Here is a 21,023-nt window from a genome sequence, read left to right as displayed (position 1 = left end):
TCGGCAGCATGACGAGCCCGGAACAGTCCTCCCCGCAGCAGCACGCGGACCGCAGCTACCGCTCGCCCGCCGGTCTCGCCGGCGGCGTGCTGCTGCTCGCGCTCGCCGCCTGGCTGGGCGGCGACGCGCTGGTGCGCGGCGCGGCGCACACCAAGCTGCTGGCGGTGGCCGGGCTGCTGTTCGCGGTGCCGCTGGTGGCCGCCTTCACGCTGCGCCCGCTGGTGCGCGCGGGCGCGGACCGGCTGGTGGTGCGCAACCCGTTCCGTACGGTCACGCTGCCCTGGGCGGCGGTCGAGGACCTGCGGGCGTCGTTCTCCAGCGAGGTCTTCACGACGGACGGCACGAAGTACCAGCTCTGGTCGATCCCCGTGTCGCTGCGGCAGCGCAAGAAGGCCAACCGGCAGGCGGCGCGCGCCGCCGGCCGCCCGGACCACCACGACCCGCACCTGGGCCCGGCCCCGGCCGCGCCCCCGCCGCGCGCCACCGCCGACCGGGCCCTCGACGAACTGCGGGAGCTGCGCGAGCGCGGCGCCAAGCGGGAGAGCGCGCAGGGCACGCCGGTGGTGAAGTGGGCTTACGAGGTGATCGTGCCGTGCGTGGTGGGCGCGGTGGCGCTGGTGGTGCTCATCGCGCTCTGAAGGTCATAGCGCGCCCCGGTACGTCAGCAGCATGTACGCGCCGAAGTAGGCCGATCCCAGGGCGGCGACCGACAAGCACAGCACGGCGGTCCGGCGGCGGGTGCCGGCGAGGGCCAGAGCCAGGGGGAGCAGGAGCGGGAAGCCGGGCAGCAGGAAGCGGGCCCGGGGGAAATAGACGCCGCCGCTGCCCAGGACGACCACCAGGAGCACGCCGCTGAAGACCAGGAGCGGCAGCGACCGGTGGCCGGACAGGCACAGCAGGAACAGCACCACCGACATGATCAGGACCAGCGACACCACCACCAGGTAGAGCTGTGGGTTCGACTGATGGACGAGGGTGGCCCGCAGCGCGCGCAGCGTCTCCCGGCCGCCGTCCCACTCGTTGCGCCACTGCCGCTGGACCGCGAAGTAGCCGTCCGCGCGCCCCAGCCGTACGCCCACCCATCCGACGTAAGCGAGCCAGCCGAGCGGCGCCAGCACCGCGCCCAGGACGATCCGGCGAATCCGGTTGCGGTCCGGGTCCAAGGGCATGGGCACGGGACCGGTACGGCGCAGGCGCCACAGGGCCACGACGGCGCTGACGCAGACCGCCGCGACGAGCGCCACGCCGGTGGGCCGGGTGAGCCCGGCGAGCAGGCAGAGCGCTCCGGCCGTGACCCAGCGGTCGGTCAGCACGGCGTACAGCGACCACGCCACCAGCGCGGTGAACAGGGACTCCGTATAGCCCATCCACTGGACGGCGGCGACCGGCGCGGCACCCCACAGGACGGCCAGTACGGTGCCCACTCGGCGCCCGTGCAGGCGCTCGCCCACGGCGTGGATCCCCCACGCGGCGAGCAGCGAACAGCCGACCGCGACGAGCAGCCCGATGGTCGCGCGGGAGCCCGGCGTCACGCCCGCGACGGCCTTGACGACCACCGGGTAGAGCGGGAAGAAGGCGAGGTTGCACGCGTCGAACCGGCTCGGATCGAGAAAGGCCGCGTAACCGTGGTCGGCGATCCCCGTGTACCAGCGCGAATCCCACCGGTTGGCCAGCAATGGCCACAGCCCGTGCCGCTGGAGGTGCGCCCACTTCATCAGCACGCAGGTGCCCAGCAGGCGTGCCGCGACATAGCCGAGCAGCGCGGGCCCGGCGCGGTGCAGCAGGCCGCGCAGCGTGCGTCCGGGGGAGGGGCGGGGAGCGGGGTCCGGTGCCGGGGCGGTGGGGGCGGCCGTGCCGGTCGCGGTCGGGAACACTGCGGCAACTCCTGGGAAGCCTCGGCAGGTTGTCGGACCAGACCAGCGTGTCCCGGAGGGCGGGCGGTGGCGGGGGCGCGCTCCGGCATGTGCAGTACGACTGTCACCCGTACGGGAAAGCGGAGCGGGCCCCGGAACCTCTCGGTCCCGGGGCCCGCTGCGCGTATGCGGTCAGGTCAGATGCCCGCCGCGGCCGACAGATCGGCCTTGATGGCGGCGAGTACCTCGTCGGCCTTGGCGCGGGCCGCGGCCAGCCCCTGCGCGTCGGCGACCGGCACCACGACCTCCAGATAGCACTTCAGCTTGGGCTCGGTACCGCTGGGCCGGACCACCACCCGGCCGCCCTCGACGCCGTCCTGCTCCGCGCCCGCGAGGTAGTAGCGCAGGCCGTCGGTGGGCGGCAGCGTGTCCGTCCCCCGCGAGAGGTCGTCGGAGGACGACACGGCCAGGCCCGCCAGCGCGGCCGGCGGCTGCTCGCGCAGCCGGCGCATGGCGTCGGCGATCAGCGACAGGTCCTCGACGCGGACGGAGAGCTGGTCGGTGGCGTGCAGGCCGAATTGCAGCGCCAGGTCGTCCAGCAGGTCGCAGAGCGTACGGCCGGACTGCTTCAGCTCGGCGGCCAGCTCGGTGATCAGCAGGGCGGCGGTGATGCCGTCCTTGTCGCGGACGCCCTCGGGGTCGACGCAGTAGCCCAGCGCCTCCTCGTAGGCGTAGCGCAGGCCGTCCACGCGGGCCAGCCACTTGAAGCCGGTCAGCGTCTCCTCGTACGGCAGGGAGGCGCCGGCGGCGATCCGCGACAGCAGCGAGGACGACACGATCGTGGTGGCGAAGGTGCCGGACGCCTGCTTGCCGACCAGGTGCGCGGCCAGCAGCGCGCCGACCTCGTCGCCGCGCAGCATGCGCCAGCCGGCCTCGCTACCGGGGGCCGGTACGGCGACGGCGCAGCGGTCCGCGTCCGGGTCGTTGGCGATGACGATGTCCGGGCCGACGGAGCGCGCCGTGGCGAAGGACAGGTCCATCGCGCCCGGCTCCTCCGGGTTGGGGAAGGCCACGGTCGGGAAGTCCGGGTCCGGCTCCGCCTGCTCGGCGACCACGGTCGGCGCCGGGAACCCGGCCCGCGCGAAGGCGGCCACCAGCACGTCGCGGCCGACGCCGTGCATCGGCGTGTAGACCACCTGCGTGTCGCGCGGCGAGCCCGGCGTGAGCACCGCGTCCGTACGGGCCAGGTACGCCTGGAGCACGTCCTCGCCCAGCACCTCCCAGCCCTCCTCGGGCCGCGGCACGTCGTTCAGCGACCGCACCGCCGCGATGCGCTCCGCGATCAGCCCGTCCGCGGGCGGCACGATCTGCGAGCCGTCGCCCAGGTAGACCTTGTAGCCGTTGTCGCGCGGCGGGTTGTGGCTGGCGGTGACCTCGACGCCCGCGACCGCGCCCAGGTGCCGTATGGCGAAGGCCAGTACGGGGGTCGGCAGCGGACGCGGCAGCACCGCGGCGCGCAGCCCGGCGCCCACCATCACGGCCGCGGTGTCCCGCGCGAAGTCGGCGCTCTTGTAGCGCGCGTCGTACCCGATGACGACCAGGCCCCCGGCCTGGCCCTGGTCCTTGAGGTAAGCGGCCAGCCCGGCCGCCGCGCGGATGACGACGGCGCGGTTCATCCGCATCGGGCCCGCGCCCAGCTCACCGCGCAGCCCGGCGGTGCCGAACTGCAGGGTGCCCGCGAACCGGGCCGCCAGCTCGTCCAGGTCCTCCGCGTCGATGAGCTTGCCCAGCTCTTCGCGGGTTTCGAGGTCGGGGTCCTCGGCCTGCCATGCCTTCGCCCGGCTGATCAGCTCCGCGGGATCGGTTGCCACGTGATGCTCCTGCCTCTGGTTGCGGTGGTCGGGGGGAAGCGCTCGGCGCGTTAACGCTTACCCACTCCGCGCGATGGTTCGACCGGCGGGCGCACGGCCCCGCGCGCCGCACCGGGCGGCCGGGATGGCCCGGCCTTGCGCGTACGGGGCGCCGCGGGGCACCCGTACGGCGTACGGGGCGTCCGTGAACGCCCCGTACTTCTGCTTGCGTGTCGCTCGGACCGCTGCTGCCGCGGCGCTCAGAGCTTGTCGAGCACCTGGGCGAGCAGGCTGCCCATGCGGGTCGCGGAGTCGCGGCCGGCCTGGAGCACCTCTTCGTGGTTGAGGGGCTCACCGGTCATGCCCGCGGCGAGGTTCGTCACCAGGGACAGCCCGAGCACCTCGGCGCCGGCCTCACGGGCGGCGATCGCCTCCAGGACGGTGGACATGCCGACCAGGTCCGCGCCCATGGTGCGCAGCATCTTGATCTCGGCCGGGGTCTCGTAGTGCGGTCCGGGGAGCTGGGCGTAGACACCCTCCTCCAGCGTCGCGTCGACCTCCTTGCACAGCTCGCGCAGGCGCGGCGAGTACAGGTCGGTCAGGTCCACGAAGCGGGCGCCGACGATCGGGGAGGTGGCGGTCAGGTTCAGGTGGTCGCTGATCAGGACCGGCTGGCCGGGCCGCATGCCGTCACGCAGGCCGCCGCACCCGTTGGTGAGCACCACGGTCTTGCAGCCGGCCGCGGCGGCGGTACGGATGCCGTGCACGACGGGGGCCACGCCGCGGCCCTCGTAGTAGTGCGTACGGCCGAGGAAGACCAGGGCCCGCTTCTCGCCGATCTTGTACGAGCGGAACTTGCCGCCGTGGCCCGCGACGGCCGGCGCCGGGAAGCCGGGCAGCTCGGTGACCGGGAATTCGTGCTCGGGGGTGCCCAGGGCCTCGGCCGCCGGCGCCCAGCCGGAGCCCATCACCAGGGCGACGTCGTGGGTCTCGGCGCCGGTGAGCTCACGGAGGCGGGCGGCGGCGTCGGCGGCGGCGCCCTGCGGGTCGCGCGCGATGTCCGGGGTAACAGATGCGTTCACGCGGACGAGGGTAGCCGGTAATTGCCTACGCGCGTAGATGTCCCGGCCGACGGCATCCGGGGGATCTGTTCGTAGATCTCTACGAAGGGCCTCAGCAGGGCCGCTTGCGCAGCTCCATCACATAGTCGTGCGGCGCCCCCGCCGACTCCGCCGCGTCCGCGATCTCGCCGAGGTAGCGGGCGGAGGGCAGGCCGCCCTCGTAGCCGTTGAGGACGTACAGCCAGGCGGCCTCGTCGCCGTCGAGGGTGTGCACCCGTACCCGCATCCGGCGGTAGATGTCCATGCCCACGCCCTCCCAGCGGTCCAGGGACTCCTCGTCCATGGACGCGATGTCGTAGAGGGCGACGAAGACCTGCGAGCGGGGGGCCTCGACGATCGTCGGGAGCGCTCCCTCCCAGCCCATCTGCTCCCCGCCGAACGTCAGCCGCCAGCCGTTGAGCCAGCCCGTGCCGCGCAGCGGCGAGTGCGGGGCGCGGCGGGTCATCAGCCGCGCGTCGAGGTTGCCGGCGTACGCGGCGTAGAGCGACATGGTTCCGAGGGTACGGGAGGTCAGGGGGTGCGCTCGTGGTACTCGGGGTTCGAACGGCGGCCCCCGGGGGGTAACCCGGCGCGGGCGTGCGGGACAATGGAGTACGTGACTCGGATCGTGATCATCGGTGGCGGACCCGGCGGATACGAGGCGGCCCTGGTGGGCGCCTCTCTCGGCGCGGAGGTGACCGTCGTCGACTGCGACGGCCTGGGCGGGGCGTCGGTGCTGACCGACTGCGTCCCGTCCAAGACCCTCATCGCGACGGCCGAGGTGATGACCACCTTCGACTCGTCGTACGACGAGCTGGGCATCATCGTCGAGGACGACACCCCGCCGGTCGACCGCCCCGCGCGCGTCGTCGGCGTGGACCTCGGCAAGGTCAACCGGCGCGTGAAGCGCCTGGCGCTCGCCCAGTCGCATGACATCACCGCCTCCGTCACCCGGGCGGGTGGCCGCGTGCTGCGCGGCCGCGGCCGGCTGGAGCCGGGCCAGTCCCCGGACGGCTCGCGCACGGTCACCGTCACCTCGGCGGACGGCACGGAGGAGACGCTCACCGCGGACGCCGTGCTGATCGCGACCGGCGCCCACCCGCGCGAGATCCCGGACGCGCAGCCGGACGGCGAGCGCATCCTGAACTGGACGCAGGTCTACGACCTCGACGAACTGCCGGAAGAGCTGATCGTGGTCGGCTCCGGCGTCACCGGCGCCGAGTTCGCCGGCGCCTACCAGGCGCTCGGCTCCCGCGTCACCCTCGTCTCCTCCCGCGACCGGGTGCTCCCGGGCGAGGACCCGGACGCCGCCGCCGTCCTGGAGGACGTCTTCCGCCGCCGCGGCATGAACGTGATGGCGCGCTCGCGGGCCGCCTCCGCCAAACGTGTGGGGGACCGTGTCGAGGTCACCCTGTCGGACGGCCGTACGATCACCGGCTCGCACTGCCTGATGGCGGTCGGCTCCATCCCGAACACCGCGGGCATCGGGCTCGAAGAGGCCGGCGTACGCCTGAAGGAGTCCGGCCACATCTGGACGGACAAGGTCTCGCGCACCTCGGCCCCCGGCGTCTACGCGGCGGGCGACTGCACCGGCGTCCTCGCGCTGGCCTCCGTGGCCGCGATGCAGGGCCGGATCGCGATGTACCACTTCCTCGGCGACGCGGTGACCCCGCTCAACCTCAAGGCCGTCTCCGCGAACGTCTTCACCGACCCGGAGATCGCCACCGTCGGCTACAGCCAGGCGGACGTGGACGCGGGCCGTATCGACGCCCGGGTCGTCAAGCTGCCGCTGCTGCGCAACCCGCGCGCGAAGATGCAGGGCATCCGCGACGGCTTCGTGAAGCTGTTCTGCCGCCCCGGCACCGGCATCGTCGTGGGCGGTGTGGTGGTCTCGCCGCGCGCCAGCGAGCTGATCCACCCGATATCGATCGCGGTCGACAACAACCTGACGGTGGAGCAGATCGCCAGCGCGTTCACCGTCTATCCGTCGCTGTCCGGTTCGATCGCCGAGGTCGCGCGGCAGCTGCACACGCGCAAGATGTCCAGCGAGTAGCGCCGACGGGCCCCGAAGAGAACCGAAATAGAACCGAACAGGTCGCGGCCAACGGGATGAACGGGCCGCGGTCCGTTCGGTCCCGCGGGCCCGGTGAGGGCCCCGGACATACGGCGGGCGGCCCGTCCGCGCGCGAGTTCCCCGTACCTCCCGATGCCGGAAGCCCCCGGGGAGCGCCGGTTCGTGGCACTCTTGTGTCACTGCGTGACCGGCCACCGGCATATACCACGTGCGAGGGTCGGGAACGAACAACTTCCGTTAATTGGTGCAACCTGCTGAAAGCAGACGGTCGTTGGCGTTACTGTCAGTTTCGTGTTCGCTGCAGAACGTCGCCAACTGATCCTCGAAATGGTGCGGGCGAACGGAGCGGTGTCGCTCCGTGAGCTCGCCCGCGTCGTCCAGACCTCCGAAGTAACCGTACGGCGGGACGTGCGGGCGCTGGAGGCAGAAGGACTGCTCGACCGCCGGCACGGCGGTGCGGTCTTGCCGGGCGGATTCGCCCGGGAGTCCGGCTTCCCACAGAAATCCCATCTAGCGACCGCGGAGAAGACGGCCATCGCCGATCTCGCCGCCGGCTTCGTCGAAGAAGGCGAGGCCATCGTGGTCGGCGCCGGTACCACCACGCAGGAGCTGGCCCGCCGGCTCGCGCGGGTGCCCGGTCTGACCGTGGTCACCAATTCCCTCCTGGTCGCCCAGGCGTTGGCGCACGCCAACCGGGTCGAGGTCGTGATGACCGGCGGCACCCTGCGCGGCTCGAACTACGCGCTGGTCGGCAGCGGGGCCGAACAGTCGCTCCAGGGGCTGCGGGTCTCCCGCGCCTTCCTCTCGGGCAGCGGCCTGACCGCCGAGCGCGGCCTGTCCACGTCCAACATGCTCTCCGCGAGCGTGGACCGGGCGCTGGTGCAGGCCGCGGCGGAGGTCGTGGTCCTCGCCGACCACACCAAGCTCGGTACGGACACCATGTTCCAGACGGTGCCCACGGACGTGATCACCCGGCTGGTGACCGACGAGCCCCCGGGGCACGACGACCGGGCCGCGACCGAACTGCAGGCGCTGGCCGACCAGGGCGTGCAGATCTCGGTGGCGGGCGGTCCCGGCGCGGGAGCCGGCCAGCCGGCATCGGAGGTGATGGCGGCGGACCGCCGCGGTCCACGCCGGGACGTACCGCTGCCCGGCCAGCGGCGCAATCTGGCTCCGGGCGGCGGTGGTTCCGGGCCGCAGCTGCGGACGGCCGCGCCGCTGGCCGAGCCGCCGGGCGGCCGGGTCGCCGATCTGGCGCCCCGCCGCCGCTGAAGAGGTGCCGGCACGTGCGTACGGCCGTGCCGGCACCGCCCGACGACGGGCGGCCGGACGACACCATCCGGCCCGCTCACCCCTTCTCGGGCCGCAGCCCCGTCAGCGTCAGCGTGAGCAGCCGGTCGGCCAGATCCGGGTCGTCCGGTGACTCCTCCACGGCCAGCGCGATGCCGTTGGTGAGCTGCATCAGATCACTGATGTTCACATCGGTCCGTACGGCGCCCGCCTCCTGCGCGCGGCTGAGCAGTTCGCCGCCCGCCTCGCGCATCGGGACGCTGCACCGCGACAGCCCGGAGGTGGCGTCGCCCGGCGCGGCCATCAGCGCCCGCGACAGCCCGCGGTAGGTGCTGGCGTGCGCGATGATCGCGCGCAGCCACTCGACGAGCGCCGCACACGGGTGGGGCGCGTCGCTCAGCTCCCTGGCGTGCGCCAGCAGCGCGTCCACCTCGCCCTGGAACACCGCGCCCATCAGGGCCGTCCGGTTGGGGAAGTGCCGGTAGAGGGTGCCGATCCCCACGCCCGCGCGCCGTGCGATGTCCTCCAGCGAGGTGTCCGTCCCATGGTCCGTGAAGGCCGTACGGGCCACCGCCAGCAGCCGCTCGTAGTTGCGGCGCGCGTCGGCACGCATGGGTCGTACGGATTCCTGCCCTGCCGTCTCGGTCACCATCGCCGTCCTCGCCGTCCTCCCTGAGCGCGGCCCTCCACCGGACCGGTGTCCCCAGGATGCCACTGCCCCCACGGCGGGGGCCTTCGGACCGGTGCCGCGCCCCGGCGCCCGGCCGGGCACCGCGCGCGGGGTGGACGGGAGACGGCCCGCAGGTGACGGGGAGGGAAGGGGGCGTGGGCGCCTTGGGGAACAAGTGCGCACGGTGGCAACGACGCGCCCCGGACAGGCATCAAACCTGGCGCAATGGGCTCTGCGGAGACCGTCGGAACGCGTGCGGGAACACCTGGGGAAGCAATGGAACTGACCAGCCGATCGCTGTTGTACACCATGATCGCGGTCGCCGTGGTGTGCGTGGGACTCACGCTCTGGCAGTGGCCGCGCTTCGCCAGGAACGGTCCCCTGGCCTGGCTGGGCCGGATCGGGTCCATCCTGGCCACGCAGCTGTCCATCGTCGCCGCGCTCGGCCTCGTCGTGAACGCCAACTTCCAGTTCTACGGTTCCTGGCACGAACTCCTCGGCCTGTACGACGACGCCCCGGGCGCGGTCGCCAAGTGGGGCGACGGGGAAGCGGGCCCGGCCGGCGACCCGTCGAAGGGCCTCGTGCAGCCCGCCGGGGCCGAGGGCCTGGACAAGGTGCACGGCCTTCCCAAGGGAGCGCCCGACAAGGTCGGCCGGGTGGAGTCCGTACGGATCGTGGGCAAGCGCACGAAGGCCGTGGACCCGGCGTACGTCTACCTGCCGCCGCAGTACTTCCAGAAGCAGTACGAGCGCCAGCGCTTCCCCGTCGTCGTCGCGATCAGCGGCTACCCGGGCGGCCACTACCTGCTGGCCCAGCACCTGCGGGTGACGCAGACCGCCGGCGACCTGATCGCCAAGGGCAAGATGCAGCCCACCGTGATCGTCATGCTGCGGCCCACCATCGCGCCGCCGCGCGACACCCAGTGCGTGGACGTGCCGGGCGGCCCGCAAGCGGAAACGTTCTTCGCGAGCGATCTTCCCACCGCGCTCAAGGAGCACTACCGGGTCGGGCACGACCCGGGCGGCTGGGGCGTGCTCGGCTACTCGTCCGGCGGCAGCTGCGCCCTCCAGCTGACCATGCGGCACCCCGGCACGTACACCTCGGCGGCGGCCCTTTCGCCCGACTACAAGGTCACCAGCGACCCCACCACCGGCAACCTCTTCGGGGACGACAAGGACCGCGCCAAGCGCAAGCGGGAGCACGACCTGATGTGGCGGCTCGCGCACCTGCCCGCGCCGCAAGTGTCGGTGCTGATCGGCACCAGCCGGGAGGGCGAGAAGAACTACCCCGCGGCGAAGGAGTTCCTGAACGCGGTCAAGCCGCCGATGAAGGCCGAGTCGATCATCCTCGACCAGGGCAGCCACAACTTCGCCACCTGGCGGCGCGAACTGCCCGCCGCGCTCCAGTGGATGGGCCGGCAGCTGACGTTCCCGCAGGACGTGGTGGGCACTTCGTGAGCCGGTGACCGGCGGGGCGTGCCCCGCCGGTCCGAACCGGCGTTACGCGGCGCCCGTCGCGCCGAAGGCGGCCGCGTGCTCGGCGGCCCACTCGGCGAACGTACGGGCGGGACGGCCGGTGACCTTCTCGACGGTGTCGACGACCGTACGTCCCACCTCCGGCGTGTTCCCGTACACCTCCAGCAGGAAGCCGATCACGTCCTCCGAGTGCCCCGCGGCCCGCCATCGCGTGATCGCCTGCTCCTGGGTGAGCTCGACCAGGGATATCTCCCGGCCGCGGGCGGCGGCGAGGGCGGCCACCTTGTCGCCGACGGTCAGCGGCTCCGGCCCGGTGATCACGTACTCCCGGCCCGCGTGCCCCTCCTCGGTGAGGGCGACCGCGGCGACGGCGCCGATGTCGCCCTCGTGGACCATGGCGCTCAGCCGGCCGGCGAACGGCTCGCGGACCTCGTCCGCGTCCACGATGCCCGGCGCCCACTCCAGGGCGTTGGACATGAACTCGACCGGCATCAGGACGGTCCAGTCCACCCCGTCGTCGGCCCGGACCGCGTCCTCCAGCGGTGAGGGGCCACCACCGTGCAGCACGGTGACGCGGCGTACACCCGCCGCGCGGGCCAGCTCCAGGATGCGCGGGCCGGTCTCCAGCGGGGCGAAGCAGGCCCCGCCGAAGGTGATCAGGTGGAGGCCGGTGACGCCTTCCAGCGCGGGGGCGAGGCTGTCGGGGTCGGTCAGGTCGCCCCGTACGGCCTCGACGCCGTCCGGGAAGTCCGCCTTGGCGGGATCGCGGGTGAGGGCGCGGACCGCGTGGCCGCGGGCGAGCAGTTCGGCGACGACCTGGCGGCCGACGGTTCCGGTGGCGCCGGTGACAAGGACGTTCTGCGATGTCGTCATGGCAGGACCGTAGGAAGCGATGCGGACGAGTTCTGTCCGCAAGGGCGGGGCGGGCGTCATCACCGCAAAAAAAGCGGCGCGGGGCCCGTGGCACTCATGCGCCACGGACCCCGCGCCGACGGCCGGCAGGGGCGTACGACAGGCCCGTACGCCCCTGCCGGACCTCAGTCCTTGATCTCGCAGATGACCGCGCCGGACGACAGCGAGGCGCCGACCTCGGCGGTCAGGCCCTTGATCGTGCCGGAGCGGTGCGCGTTCAGCGGCTGCTCCATCTTCATCGCCTCCAGGACGACGACCAGGTCACCCTCGGCGACCTCCTGGCCCTCCTCGACGGCGACCTTGACGATGGTGCCCTGCATCGGCGAGGCGAGGGTGTCGCCGGAGGCCGCGGAGCCGGACTTCTTGGCCGCCTTGCGCTTGGGCTTGGCGCCCCCGGCGACCGCGGCGCGGGCCAGCGGCATGCCCAGCGAGGACGGCAGCGAGACCTCCAGGCGCTTGCCGCCGACCTCGACGACGACCGTCTCGCGGGTGTCCGCCTCGGCCTCGTCCGTGCCGGGCGCGGCGAACGGCTTGATGTCGTTGACGAACTCGGTCTCGATCCAGCGGGTGTGCACCCGGAACGGCTCGGTGGAGCCGGTCAGCTCGGGCGCGAACGCCGGGTCCTTGACGACCGTGCGGTGGAAGGGGATGGCGGTGGCCATGCCCTCGACGGTGAACTCGTCGAGCGCGCGGGCGGCGCGCTGCAGCGCCTGCTCGCGGGTGGCGCCGGTGATGATCAGCTTGGCGAGCAGCGAGTCCCAGGCCGGGCCGATGACCGAGCCGGACTCCACGCCCGCGTCCAGGCGCACGCCGGGGCCGGCCGGGGCCTCGAACGTGGTGACCGTGCCGGGGGCCGGGAGGAAGTTGCGGCCCGGGTCCTCGCCGTTGATACGGAACTCGAAGCTGTGGCCGCGCACCGGCGGGTCGTCGTAGCCCAGCACCTCGCCGTCGGCGATCCGGAACATCTCGCGGACCAGGTCCAGGCCGGTGACCTCCTCGGTGACCGGGTGCTCGACCTGGAGGCGGGTGTTGACCTCCAGGAAGGAGATCGTGCCGTCCTGGCCCACCAGGAACTCGCAGGTGCCCGCACCCTCGTAGCCGGCCTCCTTGAGGATGGCCTTGGACGCGCGGTACAGCTCGGCGTTCTGCTCGTCGCTCAGGAACGGCGCGGGCGCCTCCTCGACGAGCTTCTGGTGGCGGCGCTGGAGCGAGCAGTCACGGGTGGAGACGACGACCACGTTGCCGTGCTTGTCGGCCAGGCACTGGGTCTCCACGTGCCGCGGGCGGTCCAGGTAGCGCTCGACGAAGCACTCGCCGCGACCGAAGGCCGCCACGGCCTCGCGGACGGCGGAGTCGTACAGCTCCGGAACCTCTTCCAGCGTGCGGGCCACCTTCAGGCCGCGCCCGCCGCCGCCGAAGGCCGCCTTGATGGCGATCGGCAGGCCGTGCTCCTCGGCGAAGGCCACCACCTCGTCCGCGCCGGAGACCGGGTCGGGGGTGCCGGCGACCAGCGGCGCACCGGCGCGCTGCGCGATGTGACGGGCCGCCACCTTGTCGCCGAGGTCGCGGATGGCCTGCGGCGGGGGGCCGATCCAGGTCAGCCCGGCGTCGAGGACGGCCTGTGCGAATTCGGCGTTCTCGGAGAGGAAGCCGTAACCGGGGTGAATGGCGTCGGCGCCCGAATCGGCGGCGGCGGCAAGGACCTTGGCGATGTCGAGGTAGCTGGTGGCAGGAGTGTCACCGCCCAGGGCGTAGGCCTCGTCTGCCGCGCGGACATGCAGGGCGTCCCGGTCAGGGTCGGCGTAGACGGCTACGCTCCCGATTCCGGCATCCCGGCATGCACGGGCTACGCGGACAGCGATTTCGCCTCGGTTGGCGATGAGCACCTTGCGCACGATCGGTTCCTCCTTGGCGCTTCGCCGCAACAAATTAGGACGTCGCGAGTTTAGGGACTGGCGACACCGCGTGCCGACCCGTTCCCGGTAGTGAGCTTGCCCACACGGAGCGTGCGCCCGGTGCGGGTCCGGGACCGAAGTTCCCCGGCATCCCAGGGTAAGGCCCGTATTCCGGGGGTCGTGCGGTGATCAAAATGTGGGCAAGGTCTCGCCCGGCCGTCCTTCGCCGGAACCCCGTTTCTTTGTGGAGTCCCTACGAATGGGCGAAGGAAACTTTGCCCGCGTCTGCGTCCGGGGGCCGCGTCCGCTTCCGCTCCCGGCTCTTACCCGTATCCGGCCTCTTGTAGAGCGGGGGGTACTCAGGAGTAGCGTGCGCGATGGTCTTTCGTACTCGCGGTAACAGTGCAGCGGCCGGAAAGAGGGTGGACGGGGTGGCGGCACGCAGACCAGTGGCGTGGGTGGCGGCGGTGGTACTCGTACTGGAAGCGCTCGCCATCCTCTTCCTCAACTACGTCCTGAGCGTCGTGATGGCCCGGCAGCACATGTCCATGGCGGGCATGGACCCCGCCGCGATGTCCGCCGGCGCCTGGGTGCTCGGCGCCGTCTTCGCCCTCTATCTGGCGTGCTGCGCCGTCCTCCTGGTCCGCATCGCGGTACGCGACCGCCCGCCGGGCACGTTCGGCCGCATCGTGCTCATCACCTGCGCGGTGGTGCACGCCGTCCTCGGGGCGTTCGCGGTCGGTCTGGCCGGCTGGACGGCGTTCGCGCTGCTCATGGTCGTCCTGGCGCTGCTGGTACTGACGCTGACGGCGTACGGAACGGCCTACGGGCCCGGCAGCGGCACCCGACCCGCTACCGCTCCGACTCACCCCACGAACTGACCGCCACTTCGTCCCCCACCGACAGCTTGCCCGGCCGCAGTACGGCGAACTTGGCACCGAACACGACGCCACCCCCGGCCGCGCGCCGGTACCCGGCCAGCGTCCGCAGCGGCTCGGGCCCGGTCCGCGCGCCGGAGGACTGCTCGACGGTGGTGACGGCGCACCGTACGGCGAGCTTGGCGTACCCCAACTCGGCCTCGCCGACCCGCACATGACGCACCCGGTCCTCGGTATGCGGCTCGTCCCACCCGTCCACCACGACATTCGGCCGGAACCGGTCCATCGGCAGCACCGCGGCCCCTTGCTCCACGAGCCGCGCGTGCAGCAGGTCCAGCGACGCACGGGACACGACATGCAGCGCACAACTGTCGGCGTACCCGGACGTCCCGGGCGTCAGCCCGTCCGTAACCCGCCCATGGTCCTCCGGCACCCGCACCAGCCGACTCGGCACACCGAGCACCTCGCTCAGCCACCCGGCGACGGCATCCCCCTGATCGATGCCCCGGTAGGGCGCCTTGAACATCTCCACATCCCGTGGCGCGGACGAAGCATCCACATCCAGGGACAACGCCTCGGCCCCCGGCGCGCGCAACGTCATGCGGGCGCCGTCCGGACTGATCTCCGGACGGACCACCGCCAGCAAAGGATCACGCCGCTGACTCCGGAACACCCCGTCCGCGCCGGTCACCATGAAGCTGCGATCATGCGCAAGCCCGGCGGGCGTCAGCTCCGCCGTACTCACCGACACTCCGGAGCAGCCCTTGATGGGGTAGTACGTCAGCTTTGCAATCGTGGCCTTACCGGCCATGTGGTTCCCCCGATCCTCCGCGCGATGCTGCTGCCAACCTAGCGCCGCGCCTTCACCCCAGCCCCGCCACCTCCCGCCGCAACGCCTCCGTCAGCGGTCCGCGCAGCCGGGCGAAGTCCGCGATCGGGAGGGCGGCCGAGACGGCGGTGAGTGCGGTGGGTGGGGTGCCGGGGCCGCTGGGGCGTATGGGGACCGGGATGGCGATGCAGGCCATGCCGGATACGGACTCCTCGCGTTCCACGGCGACTCCGTTCCGGCGGACCCGGCGCAGTTCGCGTTCCAGGCGGTCGGGGGTGGTGATGGTGTGTGGGGTGCGGGGCGGCAGGCCGCTGGCGGTCAGGTACTGGCGGCGGGTGGCGGCCGGGAGGGCGGCCAGGAGGGCGCGGCCGTGTGCCGTGGCGTGGGCGGCGGTGTCCTGGCCGACGGAGAAGGCGGAGTCCGGGCCCGCGGCGCCGTCCAGCACGGCGATCCCTCCGTCCCGGTACGTGCTGAAGAAGACGTCCGCGCCGGACGACCGGCGCAGCCGCAGCAGCGCCTCGTGCACCCGCTCGTCGATCCGCAACTGCCGCTGGAACGCGCGGTGCAGGGCCGGTACGCGGTAACCGAGGGTGTACCCGGCGGGCGTACGGGCCAGATGGCCGCGTTCGGTCAGCGAGCCGAGCAGGTCGTAGACCGTGGACAGGCCGCAGTCCAGCTGCCGGGCCAGCACCTTGGCCGGTACCGGCTCCGCCGCCTCGGCGACCGCGTCGAGCAGGTCCAGGGCACGGTCGACGGACTGCGGCATGGGGGGCTTCCTCCGGGGCGGGCATGAGGGCGGGTGCGGGTGGCGGTACGGGTGCGGGGCGCGGCGTACGCGGGCGGCTTTCCAGGCTCGCACAGCTTTACGGAGGGGGTGCATGGGATGGGGAGGGGCCGGGCCGGCTTTCCCGGCGAGGCGCACCGGATCCCAGCACGGGCCGTGACGGTCGTCACCGCTCGGGGGAATCCGGAATGTCCGGCTCCCGGATGCGGTTGCTCTGCGCAGGGCCACCACTCTTCCGATGTCGGAACACGAACGCGATCTCGGAACCTAGCTCAACGGGAGTCATTTCAATGCAGTGCTTCGACTGTGCGGAACTCGGCAGCGCGACCGCCGCGCTGGCCGTCTGCGCGGAGTGCGGTGCGGCGGCGTGCGCCGCGCACGCCGCCGCGGTCCCGCGCACGGTCCACCGGACGGCGGGCCTGGGCCGCAGCACGTCCCACGCGGCGGGCCGCCGCCTGCTGTGCACCCACTGCCGGCACGCCGCCACGGCAGCGGCGTAATTCCGCGGAGCGCCCGCGCGGGTCAGGGCGCCACCAGACGCACGATCTCGCGCGGGCGCACCTCCCGCTCGTCGAAGACAAGGTCCAGTTCGGGCGCCGCCTGCACGGCGGCGAGCGACGCGCGGGACGCCTCCTCGGACTCCCACCGCACGATCGACACCACCGCGTCGCCGTCCGCCGTCAGCCAGTACTCCGCCGACAGGCAGCCGGGCGTACGGCGGAACACTTCGGCAGTGCGGCGGACACGGGAGACGAATTCCTCGCGGTGCGCGGCGTGCGGGTAGTGGTGTCCCACCATGGCGACCTTCATGACGCTTCCCTTCGCGTGGTCCGACGGTGAGCGGTGCGGCCCGGGTCCGTGTGCTCCCCGGGGTCGTACGTGAGGCCGAGCGCGCCGGCGGCGGCCCTGGCCACGAGCGGCGCGTCGTGCGGGGCGTGTCCTGACAGGGCGATCGACGTGCCCTCGATCGCGCCGACGTAGGCGAGCGCGAGGATCCCGGCGGGCGGGCCGTCCGGGTCGTCCGGGATCGCTCCCGCCTCGCGCGCCGCCTCGATCAGGGCGGTGCAGCGGTCGAGCAGATCGCGGTAGCCCTGCTCGACGGCGCGTCCGACCGGGTGGTCCTGCCCGGCGAACTCCAGCCGCAGCGCCATCGCCACCCGGGCGATGTCGCGACGGCAGTAGACGGCGTGCCCGCGCGCCAGCGTGAGCAGCGCCGCGATCGGGTCGGGCGCCCGCTCGACGAACACGCCGACCTCCTGCCACCAGGTGTCCAGCACCCATTCGGTCACGGCCAGGGTGAGGTCCTGCTTGCCCGTGAACTGGTGGTAGAGCGCGCCGCGGGTGTACCCGGCGTCCTGGGCGACCTGTTCGAGCCTGAGGTTGCCGTAGCCGTACCGGGACAGGCCCCGGGCGGCCGATTCGAGCAGCGCGGCACGGGTGCGTGCACGGCGGTCGGCCTGGGTGGCACGGGGCTGCGCGGCGCCGGGTCGCCGGGCCGCCTCCCGTCCGGCGGGCCGGTCCGCCCCGCTGCTCTTACGTACATCCATGTATGTATGTTACGGGGGTCGGGTGCGCGGCCACAATGGCTGAGCCCCGATTTTCCGTCACCGTCCGTGACCCGCCCGGAACCCGCTCCGCATGCGACGGCGGCGCCCCGGGGCCACCATGCGAGGAGGGCGCGACGAGGGCGAAGAGCGCCCCGTGCCCGGTTCGTGAGGAGGCAGGGATGCTGCCGGTCGCCGATCTTCCTGCCGACTGTCCGCGGGACGTCCGTGGTGCCTCGCTCGGCACGGTTCCGGTCGCGCCGGGCGCGGACCGGGTGATCTCTCGTGGGCCCCTGCGTGGATAACACGGACGCACACGAGGCCGGAGCGGCGGACACGGGCGCCCCCGACCCCCTCAAAGCCCCCGACACCCCCGAAGCCCCTGCCGGCAACAGCCCCGCCCCCGCAGCCCTCCTGCGCACCGCCGGCATACCCGCCGAGGTCTGGACCCGCGCCGGGAACCCGCAGCTCTTCGACCGTGCAGGCGAGTACGACCGCGCGCGGCAGCAGCAGGCCGACCGGGCCCGCGCCCTCGCCGAACAGCTGGGCACCACCGTGGTCCCGCACCCCGAGCTCGCCGACACCGACCGTGGAACCGTTCTGTCCCTGCGCCGCCGCCTGCACGCCGGCGCGGCCCCCGGCGAAGCGGACTGCGCGTATCTGGAGTCCCTGGCCGCCGTCCCTGAGGGCCTGGTGCACGAGGCCGTCGCGGTGCACCGGATCGGCGTACGGCTGTCCCGAACCCGCCGGGAGCTGGAGCGCGCGGTCGCGGACGAAGCGGACCGCGTGGGCGCGCTGGCCTGGACGCTGGCCTGCGCGAGCCCGGTCATGCGGGCCTTCCTGGCCGACGCGGCGCCGGAACTGATACCGATCGTCGAACGGCGGCTGGCGCGCGGCGAGTCCTGGAGCGGCAAGCGCCTGCGCAAGAGTGCCGCGTATCTGTGGCGGGCGCTCGGCCGGGCCGCGGTGAAGACCACGCCGCGCGGCTGGGTCGGCCAGGTCGCGCCGGTCCCGCTAGGCCCCCGTCCGCAGCCCGGCCATACGGTCCCGGACGAGCCGCCGCCGCTGCTCGCGCCCGGTACGGCGCTCGGCCCGATGGCGTCCGAAACGGCGGAGAACGTGCAGGTGACGCGGACCCGGCTGAGCACCGTGGACCTGACGACGGCGGACCCCGCGACCCCGCTCGCCCCCGCACCGCTGCACTTCCGCGCGGACGGCGCCGTGCGGTGCTGGGTGGTCGATCCGGCCGTACGGGACCGGCTGCGCCAGGTCGAGCTGCGTCGCACCCGGCCGCTGGACGCCGTACTGACGCTGCTGGCGGAAGGCCCCCGCCCGCTGGGGGGGATCGAGGCGGCGCTGCTGGGCACCACGGGGCGCGGGCCTGGTCTCGGAGCGGGCGCCGATACCGGACCCGCGCCCGGCACCGGCCCGGGAACCGACAAGGCGGACGACGGCACCCGCCGCGTCCTGCGCGGCTTCCTCGCCCACCTCCACGGCCTCGGCGTCCTCCGGGTCTGCGCCGCCCCGCATCGCCGGCGCAGCGCGTGGACCCCGGCGGTGGCCGTCCGCGAACGGGACCGGCTGCCGTGTACGGAGCCGCTGGGTGACGCGGAGTTCGTGGACTCGTACCGGATGGCCGAGGGGGCGGGCTCCGGGGCGGCCGCGGTGTCCGCGACGGCCGTCGATGCCGTACATGATGCCCTGCGCACCGCCGCCCGCCTGGCCGCACTGCGCGAGGCGGACCGCCAACACAGCGCTCCGGCAGGGGAGTTGTGCGACGAAGCGCACGGCTTGGACGAGCGCCCTCGCCTCCTCAGTGATCTCCTGGCCGACCAGTGGCCCGCCCCCGAGCCACCACCGGACACCCCCTCCACCCGCCGCCGCTACGAAGGCTGGCATCCGGCCCGTACCGCGCACTCCGGATACGCGCGCCTGCTCGCCCACCTCGCCACCCGCGGCGACGCACAACAGGTGGACCTCACCGACGCGTTGCTCGACACCTTCGACGCGCCTGCGGGTACCGCCGTCCTGCCGCCCTGGCCCGTCGACTGCCTGGTGCGGCCCCTCGCCGGTCCCGGCCCGCCGGCCGCCCTGGAGACGGTCTCACCCGCCGGCGTACTGGACGCCCGGTTCGCCGACGCGCTGCACGCCTTGCACGCCGGGCACGGCGGCTACGGCAACGGCGAGCGCCACCGTGCCTTCCTCGCCGCCGTCGAGCGGGAGGCGGACGTACGGTTCGTCGAAGTGCTCGTGCCGCCACCGGCCGAGCGCGCGGCCAACGCCGTACGCCGCCCCCTGGTCACCAGCTGGTGGACCGGCGACCCCGACCCCGCGCCGTACTACGGCACGGCCCCGGGCCCCGGCACGGCCCGCTACCTGCCGCTCGACCGCATCACGCTGCGCCGCGACGGCGACCGGGTGATCGCGGAGGCGGACGGGCGGCGCATCGTGCCGGTCCACCACGGGACGCGCGGCGCCCTGCCGCCGTACGACGTGCTGCTGCGGCTGCTGATGGCCGCGAGCCACCCCGCGACGGCGTACACCGTCCAGCTCGACGGGCTGGCAGGCGCGTTCCCGCGCGCCGAGCGGCTGCCCCGGCTCACGGTGGGCGGACGGCTCGTCGTCTCCCCGGCCGCCTGGCGGCTGCCGCGTACGGCACTGTGGCGCGCCGACGACACCGACCTGGACAAGGTACGCACCCTCGCGGCCCTGCGCCGCGCGGCCGGTCTGCCGCGGTACGCGTTCCTACGCTGCGGAGCGGGCGCCGAACCCGTACCGGCCGACCTCACGGCACTGCCCACACTGCGCGTCATCGACCGGCTGCTCGCACAAAGAGGCGCCCAAGAGAGCGTCCAGGGGAGCGCCCAAGAGAGCGCTCGGGAGGACGCCGGCGAACTGCTGGTCGAGGAGATGCTGCCGGCGCCCGACGGTCTGGTGCTGCGCGACCGTGCCCACCGGAACGGCGGCCGGGGCCGTGACGGCGCGTACGTCGCCGCCCAGTTGCTCATCAGACTTCCGCACGACCGCGCGCTCGGCGATCTCGCGGCGTCCGCGGCCGCCGCCCTGCGCGGGACCCACCTCCCCGCTACGCACGCCCCCAGCGGGCGCGACGCCGAGGCGGACCCCATCCGTTGAGAGACAGATCGAGAGACAGACGGATTGAGAGACAGACAGATCGAGAGACAGGGAGCGGCGGGCTACGCCCAGAGATCCGTGATCGCCACGTCCAGCTCTGCCAACAGCCGCCGCAGCAGCGGCAGGGACAGGCCGATGACGTTGCCGGGGTCGCCGTCGATGCCGTCGATGAACGGGGCCGACCGGCCGTCCAGGGTGAAGGCGCCCGCCACGTACAGCGGTTCGCCGGAGGCCACATACGCGGCGATCTCCGCGTCGCTCGGCTCGCCGAAGCGGACGGTGGTGGAGGCGGTGGCCGACACCCGGCGCCCTTCCCGCGCCGTGTCGATCACGCAGTGGCCGGTTTGCAGGATCCCGGACCGGCCGCGCATCGACTTCCAGCGGGCGATCGCGTCCTCGGCGTCGGCGGGCTTGCCGAGCGCCCGCCCGTCCAGTTCGAGGACCGAGTCACAGCCGATGACCAGGGCGCCGGCGGTCTCCGGGCGCGCGGCCACCGCGTCGGCCTTCGCCTCGGCGAGCACCCGGGCCAGCTCGGCCGGGCTGCCGGCGGTGATCGCGTCCTCGTCCACCCCGCTGACGACGACCTCGGGCGCGAGCCCGGCCTGGCGCAGCAGGCCGAGCCGGGCGGGGGACTGGGAGGCGAGGACGAGACGGCGGGCGGCGGCGCCGGGCTGAACGGTCATGACCGCCATCGTACGGAGCGGTGCGGGTGCGGTACGAAACGGAGCGGGGC

Annotated in this window: 19 protein-coding genes; 7 read left to right on the top strand and 12 right to left on the bottom strand. The window is 73.4% G+C overall.

The window, feature by feature from the left end; all coding sequences use genetic code 11:
- Window positions 1-8: 8 nt before the first annotated feature.
- On the top strand, window positions 9-638 hold the full coding sequence (locus CP984_RS14670; protein ID WP_030181614.1) for a PH domain-containing protein: 630 nt from the start codon (window positions 9-11) through the stop codon (window positions 636-638).
- 3 nt (window positions 639-641) lie between these two features.
- Here CP984_RS14670 and CP984_RS14665 read toward each other — a convergent pair whose 3' ends face one another.
- The 4 genes from CP984_RS14665 to CP984_RS14650 form a co-directional block, all read right to left on the bottom strand.
- A complete protein-coding gene (locus CP984_RS14665) occupies window positions 642-1,874 on the bottom strand; it encodes a hypothetical protein (RefSeq protein WP_003981904.1) in 1,233 nt (410 codons plus the stop codon).
- A 176-nt stretch (window positions 1,875-2,050) separates the two neighbouring features.
- On the bottom strand, window positions 2,051-3,724 hold the full coding sequence (locus CP984_RS14660; RefSeq protein ID WP_003981905.1) for a phospho-sugar mutase: 1,674 nt from the start codon (window positions 3,722-3,724) through the stop codon (window positions 2,051-2,053).
- Window positions 3,725-3,963: 239 nt separating this feature from the next.
- On the bottom strand, window positions 3,964-4,785 hold the full coding sequence (locus CP984_RS14655) for a purine-nucleoside phosphorylase (RefSeq protein WP_003981906.1): 822 nt from the start codon (window positions 4,783-4,785) through the stop codon (window positions 3,964-3,966).
- 91 nt (window positions 4,786-4,876) lie between these two features.
- On the bottom strand, window positions 4,877-5,314 hold the full coding sequence (locus CP984_RS14650; protein WP_003981907.1) for a gamma-glutamylcyclotransferase: 438 nt from the start codon (window positions 5,312-5,314) through the stop codon (window positions 4,877-4,879).
- Window positions 5,315-5,410: 96 nt separating this feature from the next.
- Here CP984_RS14650 and CP984_RS14645 point away from each other — a divergent pair, with 96 nt between their 5' ends.
- Both CP984_RS14645 and CP984_RS14640 read left to right on the top strand, forming a co-directional pair.
- The gene (locus CP984_RS14645) at window positions 5,411-6,856 is read left to right on the top strand and encodes an NAD(P)H-quinone dehydrogenase (protein ID WP_003981908.1); all 1,446 of its coding nucleotides are present in this window, start codon (window positions 5,411-5,413) and stop codon (window positions 6,854-6,856) included.
- Window positions 6,857-7,168: 312 nt separating this feature from the next.
- Window positions 7,169-8,149 carry a DeoR/GlpR family DNA-binding transcription regulator gene (locus tag CP984_RS14640; RefSeq protein ID WP_078575111.1) on the top strand — a complete coding sequence of 327 codons (981 nt, stop codon included), beginning with the start codon at window positions 7,169-7,171 and terminating at the stop codon, window positions 8,147-8,149.
- A 76-nt stretch (window positions 8,150-8,225) separates the two neighbouring features.
- On the opposite strand, the gene CP984_RS14635 is transcribed toward CP984_RS14640, so the two are convergent.
- The gene (locus CP984_RS14635) at window positions 8,226-8,780 is read right to left on the bottom strand and encodes a TetR/AcrR family transcriptional regulator (protein WP_003981910.1); all 555 of its coding nucleotides are present in this window, start codon (window positions 8,778-8,780) and stop codon (window positions 8,226-8,228) included.
- A 333-nt stretch (window positions 8,781-9,113) separates the two neighbouring features.
- Between CP984_RS14635 and CP984_RS14630 the strand changes: the two genes are divergently transcribed.
- Window positions 9,114-10,295 carry an alpha/beta hydrolase gene (locus CP984_RS14630; RefSeq protein ID WP_003981911.1) on the top strand — a complete coding sequence of 394 codons (1,182 nt, stop codon included), beginning with the start codon at window positions 9,114-9,116 and terminating at the stop codon, window positions 10,293-10,295.
- Window positions 10,296-10,337: 42 nt separating this feature from the next.
- Here CP984_RS14630 and CP984_RS14625 read toward each other — a convergent pair whose 3' ends face one another.
- Both CP984_RS14625 and CP984_RS14620 read right to left on the bottom strand, forming a co-directional pair.
- A complete protein-coding gene (locus CP984_RS14625; protein WP_003981912.1) occupies window positions 10,338-11,186 on the bottom strand; it encodes an NAD(P)H-binding protein in 849 nt (282 codons plus the stop codon).
- Window positions 11,187-11,350: 164 nt separating this feature from the next.
- Window positions 11,351-13,120, bottom strand: a complete 1,770-nt coding sequence (locus CP984_RS14620) for an acetyl/propionyl/methylcrotonyl-CoA carboxylase subunit alpha (RefSeq protein ID WP_003981913.1) — start codon at window positions 13,118-13,120, stop codon at window positions 11,351-11,353.
- Window positions 13,121-13,551: 431 nt separating this feature from the next.
- Here CP984_RS14620 and CP984_RS14615 point away from each other — a divergent pair, with 431 nt between their 5' ends.
- Complete coding sequence (locus CP984_RS14615) at window positions 13,552-14,001, top strand: hypothetical protein (protein WP_371280370.1); 450 nt, start codon at window positions 13,552-13,554, stop codon at window positions 13,999-14,001.
- Here the strand turns inward: CP984_RS14615 and CP984_RS14610 are convergent.
- Both CP984_RS14610 and CP984_RS14605 read right to left on the bottom strand, forming a co-directional pair.
- Window positions 13,973-14,809, bottom strand: a complete 837-nt coding sequence (locus CP984_RS14610; RefSeq protein WP_003981915.1) for an MOSC domain-containing protein — start codon at window positions 14,807-14,809, stop codon at window positions 13,973-13,975. The genes CP984_RS14615 and CP984_RS14610 overlap by 29 nt on opposite strands.
- 52 nt (window positions 14,810-14,861) lie before the next feature.
- On the bottom strand, window positions 14,862-15,593 hold the full coding sequence (locus CP984_RS14605; RefSeq protein WP_003981916.1) for an IclR family transcriptional regulator: 732 nt from the start codon (window positions 15,591-15,593) through the stop codon (window positions 14,862-14,864).
- Window positions 15,594-15,901: 308 nt separating this feature from the next.
- Between CP984_RS14605 and CP984_RS14600 the strand changes: the two genes are divergently transcribed.
- Window positions 15,902-16,111: a DUF2180 family protein gene (locus CP984_RS14600; RefSeq protein ID WP_003981917.1), complete on the top strand. Its 210-nt coding sequence runs from the start codon at window positions 15,902-15,904 to the stop codon at window positions 16,109-16,111.
- A gap of 22 nt (window positions 16,112-16,133) precedes the next feature.
- Here CP984_RS14600 and CP984_RS14595 read toward each other — a convergent pair whose 3' ends face one another.
- A complete protein-coding gene (locus CP984_RS14595) occupies window positions 16,134-16,421 on the bottom strand; it encodes an antibiotic biosynthesis monooxygenase (RefSeq protein ID WP_003981918.1) in 288 nt (95 codons plus the stop codon).
- Window positions 16,418-17,158 (bottom strand): TetR/AcrR family transcriptional regulator, encoded by a 741-nt coding sequence (locus CP984_RS14590; RefSeq protein ID WP_003981919.1) that lies wholly within the window; start codon window positions 17,156-17,158, stop codon window positions 16,418-16,420. The genes CP984_RS14595 and CP984_RS14590 overlap by 4 nt, the downstream gene beginning before the upstream one ends.
- Before the next feature lie 294 nt (window positions 17,159-17,452).
- Here CP984_RS14590 and CP984_RS14585 point away from each other — a divergent pair, with 294 nt between their 5' ends.
- Window positions 17,453-20,290, top strand: coding sequence for a lantibiotic dehydratase (locus tag CP984_RS14585; RefSeq protein WP_050507221.1), 2,838 nt, complete (start codon window positions 17,453-17,455; stop codon window positions 20,288-20,290).
- 62 nt (window positions 20,291-20,352) lie between these two features.
- On the opposite strand, the gene CP984_RS14580 is transcribed toward CP984_RS14585, so the two are convergent.
- On the bottom strand, window positions 20,353-20,973 hold the full coding sequence (locus CP984_RS14580) for a nucleoside triphosphate pyrophosphatase (protein WP_003981921.1): 621 nt from the start codon (window positions 20,971-20,973) through the stop codon (window positions 20,353-20,355).
- Window positions 20,974-21,023: the final 50 nt, after the last annotated feature.

Origin of the sequence: Streptomyces rimosus (genome assembly GCF_008704655.1) — a bacterium.
GTDB classification, from domain to species: Bacteria; Actinomycetota; Actinomycetes; order Streptomycetales; family Streptomycetaceae; genus Streptomyces; species Streptomyces rimosus.
The sequence above is the reverse complement of the archived record's forward strand: the minus strand, read 5'-3'. Positions and strand labels throughout refer to the sequence as shown.

Coding starts and splice junctions, on each gene's coding strand:
- CP984_RS14670 (WP_030181614.1), top strand. CDS start 9: ATGACGAGCCCGGAACAGTCCTCCCCGCAGCAGCACGCGGACCGCAGC.
- CP984_RS14650 (WP_003981907.1), bottom strand. CDS start 5,314: ATGTCGCTCTACGCCGCGTACGCCGGCAACCTCGACGCGCGGCTGATG.
- CP984_RS14645 (WP_003981908.1), top strand. CDS start 5,411: ATGGAGTACGTGACTCGGATCGTGATCATCGGTGGCGGACCCGGCGGA.
- CP984_RS14635 (WP_003981910.1), bottom strand. CDS start 8,780: ATGCGTGCCGACGCGCGCCGCAACTACGAGCGGCTGCTGGCGGTGGCC.
- CP984_RS14630 (WP_003981911.1), top strand. CDS start 9,114: ATGGAACTGACCAGCCGATCGCTGTTGTACACCATGATCGCGGTCGCC.
- CP984_RS14625 (WP_003981912.1), bottom strand. CDS start 11,186: ATGACGACATCGCAGAACGTCCTTGTCACCGGCGCCACCGGAACCGTC.
- CP984_RS14610 (WP_003981915.1), bottom strand. CDS start 14,809: ATGGCCGGTAAGGCCACGATTGCAAAGCTGACGTACTACCCCATCAAG.
- CP984_RS14605 (WP_003981916.1), bottom strand. CDS start 15,593: ATGCCGCAGTCCGTCGACCGTGCCCTGGACCTGCTCGACGCGGTCGCC.
- CP984_RS14600 (WP_003981917.1), top strand. CDS start 15,902: ATGCAGTGCTTCGACTGTGCGGAACTCGGCAGCGCGACCGCCGCGCTG.
- CP984_RS14595 (WP_003981918.1), bottom strand. CDS start 16,421: ATGAAGGTCGCCATGGTGGGACACCACTACCCGCACGCCGCGCACCGC.
- CP984_RS14590 (WP_003981919.1), bottom strand. CDS start 17,158: ATGGATGTACGTAAGAGCAGCGGGGCGGACCGGCCCGCCGGACGGGAG.
- CP984_RS14580 (WP_003981921.1), bottom strand. CDS start 20,973: ATGACCGTTCAGCCCGGCGCCGCCGCCCGCCGTCTCGTCCTCGCCTCC.